Below are 13,274 nucleotides of genomic sequence, written 5' to 3' on the forward strand. Positions count from 1 at the left end.
GGCCTCAGGCGAGGCCGAGGGCCTGCAGCATCGGGATGAACTTCGCCCCGGTCTCCTCCAGCTCGGCCTCCGGCGAGGAGTCCGCGACAATCCCGGCGCCGGCGAACAGCTGGATCTCCTCCGGGCTCTCGGCCCGGACCTGACCGCCGCGAAGCGCGATGGCCCACTCACCGTCGCCTTGGGTGTCCACCCAGCCCACCGGCCCGGCGTAGCGGCCGCGGTCCAACGACTCGAGCTCGCTGATGATGTCCAGGGCCAGGTGCGTGGGCGTGCCGCAGACGGCCGCGCTGGGGTGCAGCGCGGCCGCCAGCGTCAGCGCGCTGGCCGGCATGCTCACCACGCCGGTGATGTCGGTGGAGAGGTGGAGCACGTTGGGCAGCTTGAGGACCGACGGCGACTCGGGCACGTTCATCGCCTGGCAGTAGGGCGCCAGAGCCGAGGCCACGGACTCGACGGCGAACTCGTGCTCCGAGATGTCCTTCTGTGAACGGGCCAGCTCGGCCGCCTTCGCCAGGGGATCGGTGCCCTCGGCGTCCCGCCAGACGGTTCCGGCCAGGACCCGCGAGGTGACCAGCCCGCCATGGCGGCGGAGCAGCAGCTCAGGGGTGGCCCCGACCATGCCGTCGACGAGGTACGCCCAGGTCATCGGGTACCGGGCCATCAACTCGCCGAGGATGTGGCGGAGATCCAGCGGCGCATCCGCCCGGACACGCAGGTCCCGGGCCAGCACCACCTTGTGCACCTCGTTGCGGCGGATCAGTTCCACCACCTCGCCGACGATGTCGGTCCAGACGCGCTCGCTCATCGACCCGCCCACCAGGTCGACGCCCGTGGGACGCGAGGTGGGTTCTCCGACGGGGGGGAGAGAGGTGGTCCGGTGAGACTCGCCGAGGCGGGTCATCCAGGCCGTGCCTCCGCGGCGCCCGACGATCACCTCGGGCACGATCAGCGCCGATCGGTCCTCGGACCGGTCCGGGTCGAACGTGAAGCTGCCCACCGCCAGGGGACCCGTGCCGAACTCACCGGGCATCTCGGAATCGTGATCGATCTGGCTGGAGATCTCGTCCCACCAGACGTCGGCGGCCTCGAGCGTGTCCGTCTCGAAGCGGGCCACCTCGCCGAGGGCGACGAACCCTTCGCCGCGGCGCACGAAGGCGAAGCCAGGCGCCGACTCCGGCAGGAACCGCTCGAGCGGGCCAGGGTCTGCGATGGCGACAGTTGTCGCGCGCATCCTCGCGCTGCCGAAGTCCAGAATCACCTTCGCGAGCATAGCCGCGCACTGGGCACGAGGCCACCCGGCAACGCGGTTCGACGCGATGGCGCGGCCGATAAACGCCCGGCTAGGGGCGATGGATTACGCAACGTAGTAGTGGTGTAAATGGAAGCAGAGCGCCTTGTCATGCGCGGTTGGCCTGTTCCCGGTCGGTTGGCCGAAATCTCGGGGCACCCCCTAGACTGACCACGAGATCCGCCGCCGATGACAGGAGTCACGCATGTCGTTCGCCAAGCCTGATGGCGCGGCGCCCGCCGATACCCCCACCGAGTCAGACGTCATCGTCGTTGGCGCCGGGCCGGGAGGATCGTCGACGGCCGCGTACCTGGCACGGCACGGACTGACCGTGACGCTCCTCGAGAAGTCGCACTTCCCGCGCGAGAAGGTCTGTGGTGACGGCCTCACCCCGCGCGCCACCCGGGCCCTGACCCGGATCGGGATCGACACCTCCGAGGCGAACGGCTGGCTGCACAACAAGGGCCTGCGCGTCTACGGCGGCCGCACCGAGCCCTTCGAGCTGGCCTGGCCGGACCTCACTGACTTCCCGCCCTACGGGCTGGTCCGTCCCCGCTCTGACTTCGACGACATGCTCGCGCGCCACGCCGTCGCGCAGGGGGCCACCCTCATCGAGGGCGCCAACGTCGACGGCGCCGTGCTCGACGACCGCACCGGCCGCATCACGGGCGTCACCACCAAGGACGGGCGCTCCTTCAGCGCCCCCTACGTGGTCGCGGCCGACGGAAACTCCTCCCGCCTCGCGGTTTCGATGGGCGTCACGAAGCGCGACGACCGCCCCATGGGCGTGGCCGTGCGCACCTACTACACGTCGCCGCGCACCCACGACGACTACCTGGAGTCCTGGCTGGAGCTGTGGGACGGCAAGCCGCACGCCTCCACCCTGATGCCCGGTTACGGCTGGGTGTTCGGCATGGGCGACGGGACGTGCAACGTGGGCCTCGGAGTGCTCAACACGTCCAAGAGCTTCGGGCACACGGACTACCGCGCGCTCCTCAAGACGTGGCTGGACAACACGCCGGAGGAGTGGGGATTCAGGGACCAGAACATGGTGGGGAAGGTGCAGGGCGCCGCCCTGCCCATGGCGTTCAACCGCCAGCCCCACTACGGCCGGGGTCTCGTGCTGGTCGGTGATGCCGGCGGCATGGTCAACCCCTTCAACGGCGAGGGCATCGCCTACGCGATGGAGTCCGCCGAGATGGCCGCCTCAGCCCTTGCTGAGGCGTTTTCGCGCGGGGCCGGCACAAGGTCGGCGGAGAAGGCCATGCAGGCCTACCCCGCGGAATTGAAGGCGAGCCTGGGTGGCTACTATCGCCTCGGCACCATCTTCGTGAAGCTCATCGGTGACCCGCGGATCATGCACCTGTGCACCAAGTACGGGTTGCCCCGCAAGACCCTGATGCGCTTCGTGATGAAGCTGCTCGCCAACCTCACCGACTCGCATGGCGGTGATGCCATGGACCGCATCATCAACGGGCTGTGCAAGGCCGCGCCCTCGGCCTGACCGGAAGGAAGTAGCACGGATATGAATTACTACATCCCGATCGTGGGCATGGTGGTCCTGGCCACCGCCTTCGTCGTGATCTCGATGTCGCTCAGCCTCGTCGTCGGCCCCCGGCGCTACAACCGGGCCAAGTACGACAGCTACGAGTGCGGCATCCAGCCCACCCCGCAGCCCGTGGGCGGCGGCCGATTCCCGGTCAAGTACTACATCACCGCGATGCTGTTCATCATCTTCGACATCGAGGTGGTGTTCCTCTTCCCGTGGGCCGTGGCCTACCGGCAGTTGGGGACCTTCGCCGTCGTCGAGATGATCGTCTTCATCGTCACCGTCTTCATCGCGTACTTCTATGTCCTGCGCCGCAACGGCCTTGACTGGGACTGAGGGGAAATCTCACCATGGGTATCGAAGATAAGCTCCCCAGCGGCATCCTGCTGACCACCGTCGAGGGCGTGTTCGGCTGGCTCCGCAAGGCCTCCTTCTGGCCGGCGACGATGGGCCTGGCCTGCTGCGCCATCGAGATGATGGCCTACGGCACCCCGCGCTACGACGCGGGCAGGTGGGGCCAAGAGGTGTTCCGCGCCTCCCCGAGGCAGGCGGACCTGATGATCGTCTCGGGCCGCGTGTCCCAGAAGATGGCCCCCGTGGTGCGCCAGGTCTACGACCAGATGCCCAACCCCAAGTGGGTCATCTCGATGGGCGCCTGCGCCTCCTCGGGCGGCATGTTCAACAACTATGCCGTCGTCCAGGGCTGCGACCACTTCCTCCCCGTGGACATGTACATCCCCGGCTGCCCTCCCCGCCCGGACATGCTGATCGAGGCCATGTTCAAGCTGCGCGAGAAGGTCCAGCACCGGCCCATCGGACCCAACGAGGTGACCGCCGTCGAAGAGGCGGAGCAGGCGGCCCTGGTGGCCCCCGCCAAGGTCGAGATGAAGGGACTCATGCGATGAGCGAGACCCAGCCTGAGCAGAGACTGCCCGCCGAGGCCGCGGCGCCCGCCTCCCAGCCCGTGTTCGCCCGCCAGGAGGGCATGTGGTCCCGCGGTTCCGGGGACACCTCCGGCTACGGTGGTATGTCCCGCGACCTCGTCATGCCCGGGATCTCCGAGGGCCCCTTCGGGGAGCCGTTCGACACCATCCACAGCCGCGCCCTCGCGCTGCTGCCCGGGCTGGCGGACGCCCGGTTCCTGTTCGACCGCGGCGAGCTCACCATCTACGTGCCCCGCGAGCAGCTCCTCGACGTCGTGCGCCAGTTCCGCGACGACGCGCACCTCCGCTTCGAGGTGTGCGTGTCGGTCTCCGGCGTGCACTACCCCCAGGAGAAGGGCGCCGAACTCCACGCCGTCTACCACCTGTTGAGCTACACCCACAACCGCCGCGTTCGTCTCGAGGTGACCTGCCCGGAGGAGGATCCGCACATCCCCTCGGTGGTGGCCACCTACCCGATGACGGACTACCACGAGCGCGAGGCGTGGGACATGTTCGGGATCATCTTCGACGGTCACCCGTCGCTGACCCGCATCCTGATGCCCGACGACTGGCAGGGCCACCCGCAGCGCAAGGACTACCCGCTCGGCGGCGTGGACGTCGAGTACAAGGGCGCCAAGGTTCCCTCTCCCGATAACCGGAGGAAGTACTCCTGATGAGCACGCACGCAGCCACCGAAGACGTCTTCGCCGGGTCGACGGAGGAGAAGACGGACCGCGTCTACCTGGCGCAGGGCGGCGACTGGGCGGACATCGCCTCCGAGCAGGCCGAGCGCGGCGACGAGACCATCGTCGTCAACATGGGCCCGCAGCACCCGTCGACGCACGGGGTGCTCCGCCTCCTCCTCGAGATGGACGGCGAGACGGTCACCTCCATCCGGCCCGGGATCGGCTTCCTGCACACCGGCATCGAGAAGAACATGGAATACAAGACGTGGACCCAGGGCGTGACCTACGTCACGCGCATGGACTACGTGGCGCCCCTGTTCAACGAGGCCGTCTACTGCCTGGCCGTCGAGCGCCTGCTCGGCATCACCGACCAGGTGCCCGAGCGCGCCAGCATCATCCGCGTCCTGGTCATGGAGCTCAACCGCATCGCCTCGCACCTGGTGGCCATGGGCACCGGCGGCATGGAGATCGGCGCCCTGACCGTCATGACGGTGGCGTTCCGCGAGCGCGAGATGATCCTCGACTTCCTCGAGGGCCTCTCCGGCCTGCGGATGAACCACGCCTACATCCGCCCCGGCGGCGTCGCCAACGACCTCCCGGAGGACGGCCTCAGCCACCTCCGCACCGTCATCGACTGGCTGAAGAAGCACCTGCCCGAGTACGCCATCTTCTGCAACGAGAACCCCATCTTCATCGGGCGCCTCTCCGGCGTCGGCGTGATGGACCTCACCGCCGCCACCATGATGGGGATGTCCGGGCCGCCGCTGCGCGCCACCGGCTACGACTTCGACCTGCGCAAGACCCAGCCCTACTGCGGCTACGAGACCTACGACTTCGACACCGTCACGTGGGACTCCAACGACGCCTACGGCCGTTTCCGCATCCGCCTGCAGGAGTGCTGGGAGTCGCTGAAGATCGTCGAGCAGTGCTTCGAGCGCCTGGAGCGCACCCAGGGCCAGCCCGTGATGGTGGCCGACACCAAGATCGCCTGGCCGGCGCAGCTCTCGGTGGGCGCCGACGGCCAGGGCAACTCCAACGAGCACATCAAGCACATCATGGGCGAGTCCATGGAGGCGCTGATCCACCACTTCAAGATCGTCACCGAGGGTTTCAGAGTGCCGGTCGGCCAGGTGTACGAGGCCATCGAGTCCCCGAAGGGCGAGCTCGCCTGCCACGTCGTCTCCGACGGCGGCACCCGCCCGTACCGGGTTCACTTCCGGGACCCCGGCTTCAACCACCTGCAGTCCATTCCCGCCATGTGTGAGGGCGGCATGATGTCCGATGTCGTCGTCGCGATCGCCAGCCTCGACCCCGTCCTTGGAGGTGTGGACCGATGAGCGGCCACTTTGCCAGCAGCTTCCCCGAGTCCGGCTCGGTGGACTACTCGGATCAGTCGACCAACATCGACGACACCACGATCGACGAGCTCCGCGAGCTGGCCGCCCGCTACCCGCAGCCGCGCTCGGCCCTGCTGCCGATGCTGCACCTGGTCCAGTCGGTCGACGGCCGGGTCAGCCCCCGCGGCATCGAGGTCTGCGCAGACGTCCTGGGGATCACCACCGCCCAGGTCTCCGGCGTGGCCACTTTCTACACCATGTACAAGCGGCGCCCCGCCGGCAGGCACCACGTGGGGGTCTGCACCACCGCGCTGTGCGCCGTCATGGGGGGCGACGCCCTGCTCGACCGCGCCAAGAAGCGCCTCGGCATCGACGAGAACCAGACCACCCCGGACGGTCAGGTCTCGCTCGAGCGGCTCGAGTGCAACGCGGCCTGCGACTTCGCGCCGGTGGCGATGGTCAACTGGGAGTTCTTCGACAACATGGACCCCGCGAAGCTCGACGAGCTGCTCGACGCCCTCATGGCCGGCGAGGAGGTCGTCTCGCCGCGCGGCGCCACGCTCACCTCGTGGCGTGAGGCCGAGCGCGTTCTGGCCGGCTTCCCCGACGGCCGCGCCGACGAGGGGCCCTCCGCGGGCCCCGCCTCGCTGCTGGGCCGCGACATCGCCCGCGAGAACAACTGGACCGCGCCGTCGGCCCCCACCCGGCCGGCCGCTCAGAAGCCGGAGGCTGCCAAGTGACCGATCTGCTGACCCCGGTCCTGTCCAATCACTGGGGCGAGGACAACTCCTGGAAGCTGTCGCGCTACGAGGCCACCGGCGGCTACCGCGCGCTCCGCAAGGCTCTCGCGATGCAACCCGCCGCCGTGGTGGGCCTCGTCAAGGAGTCCAACCTCCGGGGCCGTGGCGGCGCGGGCTTCCCCACCGGCATGAAGTGGTCCTTCGTGCCGCAGGACAACCCCAATCCGAAGTACCTCGTGGTCAACGCCGACGAGTCCGAGCCCGGCACCTGCAAGGACATGCCGCTCATGCTCGCCACCCCCCACACCCTCGTCGAGGGCGTGATCATCTCCTCCTACGCCATCAACGGGCACACCGCGTTCATCTACTGTCGCGGTGAGGTGCTGCACGTGATCCGGCGGCTCCAGCAGGCGGTCCGGGAGGCCTACACGGCCGGCTACCTGGGCAAGAACATCCTGGGCACCGGATACGACCTGGACATCATCGTCCACGCCGGCGCCGGCGCCTACATCTGCGGCGAGGAGACAGCGCTGCTGGACTCCCTCGAGGGACGCCGCGGCCAGCCCCGGCTGCGCCCCCCGTTCCCCGCCGTCGCCGGCCTCTACGCCTCGCCGACGGTGATCAACAACGTGGAGTCCATCGCCTCGGTGCCCTCCATCCTCGCCAACGGCGCGGACTGGTTCAAGGCCATGGGGTCGGAGAAGTCCAGCGGCTTCACCCTCTACTCGCTGTCCGGCCACGTGGCCCGTCCCGGCCAGTTCGAGGCCCCGATGGGGATCACGATGCGCCAGCTCCTGGAGTTGTCGGGAGGCATCCGCGCCGGACACGAGCTGAAGTTCTTCACCCCGGGCGGTTCGTCTACGCCGATCCTGACCGCCGAGCACCTGGACGTCCCCCTGGACTACGAGGGCATGGCCGGGGCGGGCACGATGCTGGGCACCAAGGCCCTGCAGGTCTTCGACGACACCACCTCCATCGTGCGCACCACGCTGCGTTTCGTGGAGTTCTACAAGCACGAGTCCTGCGGCAAGTGCACCCCCTGCCGCGAGGGTTCCTGGTGGTTGGTGCAGCTGCTGATGAAGTTCGAGGCCGGCACCGCCCAGGAGGGCGACGTGGACAAGCTCCTCGACATCTGCGACAACATCGGCGGTCGCTCGTTCTGCGCCCTCGCCGACGGCGCCGTCGCGTGCGTCACCAGCGCCGTCAAGCACTTCAGGCCCGAGTTCGAGCTGGGCTATCACACCCCGGCCCGGGAGCTGTTCCCCTACGAGAAGAGCGCGCTGTTCGCCGTGGAAGGAGACCTCTGATGAGCGTCGACACGAAGACGACGACCGGCGAGGAGCTCGCGCCGAAGCCGGAGCAGGTCACGCTGACCATCGACGGCACGCAGGTGAGCGTCCCCAAGGGCACCCTCATCATCCGGGCCGCCGAGATGATCGGCACCGCCATCCCCAGGTTCTGCGACCACCCGCTGTTGGACCCGGTGGGCGCCTGCCGCCAGTGCATGGTGGACATCCCCGACGCCGGCAACGGTCGCGGATTCCCCAAGCCGCAGGCCTCCTGCACCATGCCGGTGGCCGAGGGCATGAAGGTCAACACGCAGGTCAGCTCCGCCGTCGCCAAGAAGGCGCAGGTGGGCATGCTCGAGCTCCTGCTCATCAACCACCCGCTTGACTGCCCCATCTGCGACAAGGGCGGCGAGTGCCCCCTCCAGAACCAGGCGCTCTCGCACGGCCCGGGGGAGAGCCGCTTCCGTGAGCTGAAGCGCACCTTCCCCAAGCCGGTGAGCATCTCCGCCCAGATCCTGCTGGACCGCGAGCGCTGCGTGCTGTGCGCGCGCTGCACCCGCTTCTCCGAGCAGATCTCCGGCGATCCGTTCATCGCCCTGGTGGAGCGCGGCGCGCTCCAGCAGATCGGCACCTACGAGCAGGATCCCTACGACTCCTACTTCTCGGGCAACGTGGTGCAGATCTGCCCCGTCGGGGCCCTCACCTCCGCCGCGTACCGCTTCCAGGCCCGCCCCTTCGACCTGGTGTCGACGACGGTGACCTGCGAGCACTGCGCCTCCGGCTGCGAGCTGCGCGCGGATCAGCGCCACCACCAGGTCAAGCGTCGCCTCGCCTCGGAGAATCCGGAGGTCAACGAGGAGTGGAGCTGCGACAAGGGTCGCTTCGGCTTCATGTACAGCCGCGGCGATGATCGGATCACGCACCCCCTCGTGCGCCGCGACGGCGTGCTGCGGCCGGCCTCGTGGCCGGAGGCCATCGACGCCGCCGTGGACGGACTGAAGGCCGCGGGCGCGTCCGTCGGCGTCCAGACCGGTGGCCGGCTCACCGTCGAGAACGCCTACGGGTACGCCAAGTTCGCGCGCGCCGTCCTGGGCACCAACAGCGTTGACTTCCGCTCGCGCCCCGCGTCCGCTGAGGAGGCCGAGTTCCTCGCCGCCCGCGTGGCCGGGCAGCACCTCACGCAGTCGGTCACCTACTCCGATCTGGAGAGCGCCTCCCACGTGGTGCTCGTCAGCTTCGAGCCCGAGGACGAGTCGCCCATCGTGTTCCTCCGCCTCCGCAAGGCGGTCCGGAAGAACCGGCTCACCGTCACCACGCTGGCGCCGTTCGCGTCGCGGGGCTCCGAGAAGCTCACCGCCACCGTCGTCCCCGTCGCCCCGGGCGGCGAGGTCGCGGCCCTTGACGGGCTCACGGACCTCGACGCAGGCACGGTGATCCTGGTGGGAGAGCGGGCCGGAACGGTCCCGGGCCTGCTCAGCGCTGTCGCGGCCAAGGCCGACGCCACGGGCGCCCGCCTCGCGTGGATCCCACGCCGGGCCGGCGACGTCGGCGCCATCGAGGCCGGCTGCCTCCCCGGGCTGCTGCCCGGGGGACGCCCGGTGAGCGACGCCGCCGCGCGGGTGGACGTCGCGTCCCACTGGGGGCTGCCGTCGCTGCCCTCGGAGAGTGGCCTGTCGGCCGACGAGCAGTTCGCCGCCGCCGCGGACGGGACCCTCAAGGCCCTGGTCGTGGCCGGTGTGGACCCGTCAGACCTCGCCGATCCCGCCGCCGCCCTCAACGGCCTGGAGAAGGCCGGCTTCGTGGTGAGCATCGAGCAGCGCATGTCGCTGGTCACCGAGCGGGCGGACGTGGTGTTCCCCGCCGCCCTGCTGGAGGAGCAGTCCGGCCACTTCCTCAACTGGGAGCACCGCCACGGCCGCGTGAAGGTGGTCAACAAGAACCTCACCTCCCCGATGACGGACCTGCGGATCCTCGCCGCCCTCGCGGACGCGCTCGGGTCCACCCTCGGCTTCCGGGCCTCCAAGCAGGCGTACGCGGACATGCTCGAGTTGGGCACCTGGGAGGGGGAGCGCGCCATGGCACCCACCACCCGGGCTGCCGCCCCCTCAGCGCCCGGCCTCCTTCTGGCCGGTTGGCGCGAGTTGCTGGACGCCTCGCAGGGCAACGACTTCGAGCTGGCGCTCCGCGCCACCGCCAGGCCCGCGGTCGCTCGTGTGTCCGCCGCCACCGCCGAACGTCTCGGCGTCGGCGAGGTGGCCACCGTCGAGGCCGGGGGAGTGTCCGTGGTCCTTCCGGTGGAGATCACCCCGGACATGGCCGACGGCGTGGTGTGGGTGCCCCTGAACCCCAACAGCGCCGAACGCCTCCCCGTGACGCCCGGCGCGCCCGTCCGTGTGACGGCCGTCTCAGTGGATGAAGGAGTCTGAGCCATGAACATCTTCTTCCAGGACCCCTGGTGGCTGATCCTGATCAAGGTGGTGGCGGTCTTCGTCATCCTCCTGGTCTGGACGATCTTCAACGTCTGGTACGAGCGCCGCCTCGTCGGCAAGATGCAGCACCGCCTCGGACCCATCATGAACGGCCCGTTCGGCCTGGGCCAGGCCTTGGCAGACGGCGCGAAGCTCCTGGTCAAGGAGGACTTCCGCCCCAAGAACGCGGACAAGGTGGTGTTCAACCTCGCCCCCATCCTCACGGCCGTGGCGGCCTTCACCATCTGGACCGTGATCCCCTTCGGCGGGGAGGTGGAGATGTTCGGCGTCACCACGCGCCTCCAGGTGACCGACCTGCCGGTGTCCGCTCTGTTCATCCTCGCCATCGCCTCCATCGGGATCTACGGCATCGTGCTGGCGGGGTGGGCGGGCAACTCCACCTACTCCTTCCTCGGCTCGATCCGCTCCACCGCCCAGATGATCTCCTACGAGATCGCGATGGGGTTGTCCATGGTGGCCGTGTTCCTGCAGGCGGGCTCGATGTCGACGTCGCAGATCGTCGAGGCGCAGCGGGCGACCATCCTGTTCCGCGTCCCGCTCACCGACATGACCTTCGACCCGGGCATCACCGGCTGGTACGCCATCCTGCTGTTCCCCTCCTTCGTGATCTACGGCATCTCCATGGTGGGCGAAACCAACCGCGCGCCGTTCGACCTGCCGGAGTGCGAGTCGGAGCTGGTCTCGGGCTACCTCACCGAATACTCCGGCTTCCGCTACGCCCTGTTCTTCCTCGCCGAGTACATCAACATGGCCACCGTCTCGGCGGTGTGCACCACGCTGTTCCTCGGCGGTTACCTGCCCCCGTGGCCCCTCAACCTCATCCCCTTCCTGAACAATCCATGGCTGGGCCCGATCTTCTTCATGATCAAGGTGCAGTTGCTCATCTCGGTCTTCGTCTGGCTCCGCGGCACGCTCCCGCGCTTCCGGTACGACCAGTTCATGAACCTGGGATGGAAGGGACTCATCCCGATCTCTCTGGTGTGGATCCTGATGATCGCCATCGCCCCCGGTTACACCATCGGGCTGGGCCTCGCGCTCGTCGTGGCGGTGTACCTCATCTTCGGCGACAAGAACCGCGTCTCCGACGAGCCGGAGCCGTTCGTGGCTCCCGACGGCGAGATCTTCGACGCGTTCGCCGGCGGTTACCCCACCCCGCCGCGTCCCGGCCAGCTGCTTCCCGAGTTCGCGGGAGTCGTCTCCGGCCGCGGGGATGACACGTCAGAGCCGGCCGAGCCGGCCGCCTCCGAAGGGAAGGAATCCTGATGGGACTACTTGACCCGTGGGCCGGTTTCGGCGTCACATTCAACACGATGTTCCGCAAGACCTTCACGCAGTCCTATCCGCACAAGAAGGGCGCGGAGAAGGTCACCATGCCGCGGTTCCACGGCCGCCACCAGCTCAACCGCTGGCCCGACGGCCTGGAGAAGTGCGTCGGCTGCGAGCTGTGCGCGTGGGCCTGCCCCGCGGACGCGATCTACGTCGAGGGCGGCGACAACACCGACGACGACCGCTACTCTCCCGGAGAGCGCTACGGCCGCGTCTACCAGATCAACTACCTGCGCTGCATCTTCTGCGGCCTGTGCATCGAGGCCTGCCCCACGCGGGCGTTGACGATGACCAACGACTTCAAGCTCTCCGACGATTCGCGCACCAAGCTGATCTACGAGAAGGATGACCTGTTGGCTCCTCTGCTCAGCGGCATGGAGCAGCCCCCGCACCCCCGCAGGCTCGGGGACGACGAGCAGTCCTACTTCCTCGGCCTGCCGGAGACCGGCAAGCCGGACACGCGCACCGCCACAACCACAGGAGCGGCCCGATGATCCCCCTCATCCCGCTGGTGACCGCCAGCGAGGTGGCCTTCTGGGTGTGCGCCCCCATCGCGGTCGTGTGTGCGCTCGGTCTCCTGCTCGCCCGCAAGCCGGTCCACTCGGCCATCTTCATGGCCGGGGTCATGGTCAGCCTGGCTGTGCTCTACGCCGCCAACGACGCCCCCTTCCTCTTCGTGATCCAGATCATCGTCTACACCGGCGCCATCCTCATGCTGTTCCTCTTCGTGGTGATGCTCGTCGGCGTGGACTCCACCGACTCGGTGGTGGAGACCATCAAGGGGCACCGCGTCTCCTCCGTGCTGGTGGCCCTCGGCCTCGGCGCCCTGCTGGTGATGGGGGTGGGACAGTTCGCTGTCAACGGCGCACCCGCCGGCCTGACGGAGGCCAACGCGGAGTACGGCGGCAACATCCCCTCGTTGGCCGCCCTGCTGTTCACCAGGTACGTGTTCATCTTCGAAGCAACCGCCGCGCTGCTCATCACGGCCGCGGTCGGCGCCATGATCCTGGCGCACGGCGAGCAGCTCTCGAAGAAGGCCTCCCAGACCGAGTCACTGCAGGAGCGCGTCCGCGCCTACGCCGAGGACGGCGTGCACCCAGGTCCGCTGCCCAGCTCGGGCGTGTTCGCCCGGCACAACGCCATCTCCACCCCGGCGCTGCTACCCGACGGCTCGGTCGCGGAGAAGTCGGTGTCCAAGACGCTCGCCATGCGTGGGGTGATCGTGGACGTCAACGAACTGCGCGCTCCCACCACCGCGGCGTACGCCGCCATCGCCGGGAAGACCGACGAGATCGAAGGAGACGACGAATGAACCCCGAGGGCTATCTGGTTCTCTCGGCGATCCTGTTCGCGATCGGAGTCGCGGGCTTCCTGCTGCGCCGCAACGCGATCATCGCCTTCATGAGCATCGAACTGACGCTCAACGCCACCAACCTCGCCTTCGTCGCCTTCGCCAACTATCACGGCAATCTCGACGGACTGATCGCGGCCTTCTTCGTGATGGTGGTGGCCGCCGCAGAGGTCGTGGTGGGTCTGGCGATCATCGTCGCCGTGTATCGTGCCCGCCGCTCGGCTTCGGTCGACGACGCCAATCTGATGAAGTTCTAAGGGGTTTAGAAGCGTGCAACTCCTCGAATCCGTTTCCGC

The 13,274-nt window shown here is 68.5% G+C and carries 13 protein-coding genes; 12 read left to right on the forward strand and 1 reads right to left on the reverse strand.

The window, feature by feature from the left end; translation table 11 throughout:
- Window positions 1–4 precede the first annotated feature (4 nt).
- Complete coding sequence (locus ACX1D1_RS06270; protein ID WP_182782316.1) at window positions 5–1,258, reverse strand: isochorismate synthase; 1,254 nt, start codon at window positions 1,256–1,258, stop codon at window positions 5–7.
- A gap of 235 nt (window positions 1,259–1,493) precedes the next feature.
- Between ACX1D1_RS06270 and ACX1D1_RS06275 the strand changes: the two genes are divergently transcribed.
- Genes ACX1D1_RS06275 through nuoK form a run of 12 tightly spaced genes read left to right on the forward strand, consistent with a single transcriptional unit; the run spans window position 1,494 to window position 13,235 of the window.
- Complete coding sequence (locus tag ACX1D1_RS06275; RefSeq protein ID WP_182782317.1) at window positions 1,494–2,792, forward strand: geranylgeranyl reductase family protein; 1,299 nt, start codon at window positions 1,494–1,496, stop codon at window positions 2,790–2,792.
- Between the two features lie 21 nt (window positions 2,793–2,813).
- On the forward strand, window positions 2,814–3,173 hold the full coding sequence (locus ACX1D1_RS06280; RefSeq protein ID WP_182782318.1) for an NADH-quinone oxidoreductase subunit A: 360 nt from the start codon (window positions 2,814–2,816) through the stop codon (window positions 3,171–3,173).
- 14 nt (window positions 3,174–3,187) lie between these two features.
- On the forward strand, window positions 3,188–3,742 hold the full coding sequence (locus ACX1D1_RS06285) for a NuoB/complex I 20 kDa subunit family protein (protein ID WP_459056336.1): 555 nt from the start codon (window positions 3,188–3,190) through the stop codon (window positions 3,740–3,742).
- Entirely contained in the window at window positions 3,739–4,434 is a 696-nt protein-coding gene (locus ACX1D1_RS06290; protein WP_459056337.1) for an NADH-quinone oxidoreductase subunit C, read from the forward strand. The genes ACX1D1_RS06285 and ACX1D1_RS06290 overlap by 4 nt, the downstream gene beginning before the upstream one ends.
- On the forward strand, window positions 4,434–5,783 hold the full coding sequence (locus ACX1D1_RS06295) for an NADH-quinone oxidoreductase subunit D (RefSeq protein WP_459056338.1): 1,350 nt from the start codon (window positions 4,434–4,436) through the stop codon (window positions 5,781–5,783). The genes ACX1D1_RS06290 and ACX1D1_RS06295 overlap by 1 nt, the downstream gene beginning before the upstream one ends.
- Complete coding sequence (nuoE, locus tag ACX1D1_RS06300; RefSeq protein ID WP_459056339.1) at window positions 5,780–6,523, forward strand: NADH-quinone oxidoreductase subunit NuoE; 744 nt, start codon at window positions 5,780–5,782, stop codon at window positions 6,521–6,523. The genes ACX1D1_RS06295 and nuoE overlap by 4 nt, the downstream gene beginning before the upstream one ends.
- The gene (gene nuoF, locus ACX1D1_RS06305; RefSeq protein ID WP_459056340.1) at window positions 6,520–7,830 is read left to right on the forward strand and encodes an NADH-quinone oxidoreductase subunit NuoF; all 1,311 of its coding nucleotides are present in this window, start codon (window positions 6,520–6,522) and stop codon (window positions 7,828–7,830) included. Before nuoE ends, nuoF begins: the two co-directional genes overlap by 4 nt.
- Entirely contained in the window at window positions 7,830–10,238 is a 2,409-nt protein-coding gene (locus tag ACX1D1_RS06310) for an NADH-quinone oxidoreductase subunit G (RefSeq protein ID WP_459056341.1), read from the forward strand. Before nuoF ends, ACX1D1_RS06310 begins: the two co-directional genes overlap by 1 nt.
- A 3-nt stretch (window positions 10,239–10,241) precedes the next feature.
- Window positions 10,242–11,564 (forward strand): NADH-quinone oxidoreductase subunit NuoH, encoded by a 1,323-nt coding sequence (gene nuoH / locus ACX1D1_RS06315; RefSeq protein WP_459056343.1) that lies wholly within the window; start codon window positions 10,242–10,244, stop codon window positions 11,562–11,564.
- Window positions 11,564–12,121 (forward strand): NADH-quinone oxidoreductase subunit NuoI, encoded by a 558-nt coding sequence (gene nuoI / locus ACX1D1_RS06320; protein ID WP_459056344.1) that lies wholly within the window; start codon window positions 11,564–11,566, stop codon window positions 12,119–12,121. Before nuoH ends, nuoI begins: the two co-directional genes overlap by 1 nt.
- A complete protein-coding gene (locus ACX1D1_RS06325) occupies window positions 12,118–12,939 on the forward strand; it encodes an NADH-quinone oxidoreductase subunit J (protein WP_459056345.1) in 822 nt (273 codons plus the stop codon). The genes nuoI and ACX1D1_RS06325 overlap by 4 nt, the downstream gene beginning before the upstream one ends.
- Entirely contained in the window at window positions 12,936–13,235 is a 300-nt protein-coding gene (gene nuoK / locus ACX1D1_RS06330) for an NADH-quinone oxidoreductase subunit NuoK (RefSeq protein ID WP_459056346.1), read from the forward strand. Before ACX1D1_RS06325 ends, nuoK begins: the two co-directional genes overlap by 4 nt.
- Window positions 13,236–13,274: the final 39 nt, after the last annotated feature.

Source organism: Tessaracoccus luoxuelianae, assembly GCF_054483915.1.

Coding starts and splice junctions, on each gene's coding strand:
- ACX1D1_RS06275 (WP_182782317.1), top strand. CDS start 1,494: ATGTCGTTCGCCAAGCCTGATGGCGCGGCGCCCGCCGATACCCCCACC.
- ACX1D1_RS06280 (WP_182782318.1), top strand. CDS start 2,814: ATGAATTACTACATCCCGATCGTGGGCATGGTGGTCCTGGCCACCGCC.
- ACX1D1_RS06285 (WP_459056336.1), top strand. CDS start 3,188: ATGGGTATCGAAGATAAGCTCCCCAGCGGCATCCTGCTGACCACCGTC.
- ACX1D1_RS06290 (WP_459056337.1), top strand. CDS start 3,739: ATGAGCGAGACCCAGCCTGAGCAGAGACTGCCCGCCGAGGCCGCGGCG.
- ACX1D1_RS06295 (WP_459056338.1), top strand. CDS start 4,434: ATGAGCACGCACGCAGCCACCGAAGACGTCTTCGCCGGGTCGACGGAG.
- nuoE (WP_459056339.1), top strand. CDS start 5,780: ATGAGCGGCCACTTTGCCAGCAGCTTCCCCGAGTCCGGCTCGGTGGAC.
- ACX1D1_RS06310 (WP_459056341.1), top strand. CDS start 7,830: ATGAGCGTCGACACGAAGACGACGACCGGCGAGGAGCTCGCGCCGAAG.
- nuoH (WP_459056343.1), top strand. CDS start 10,242: ATGAACATCTTCTTCCAGGACCCCTGGTGGCTGATCCTGATCAAGGTG.
- nuoI (WP_459056344.1), top strand. CDS start 11,564: ATGGGACTACTTGACCCGTGGGCCGGTTTCGGCGTCACATTCAACACG.
- ACX1D1_RS06325 (WP_459056345.1), top strand. CDS start 12,118: ATGATCCCCCTCATCCCGCTGGTGACCGCCAGCGAGGTGGCCTTCTGG.
- nuoK (WP_459056346.1), top strand. CDS start 12,936: ATGAACCCCGAGGGCTATCTGGTTCTCTCGGCGATCCTGTTCGCGATC.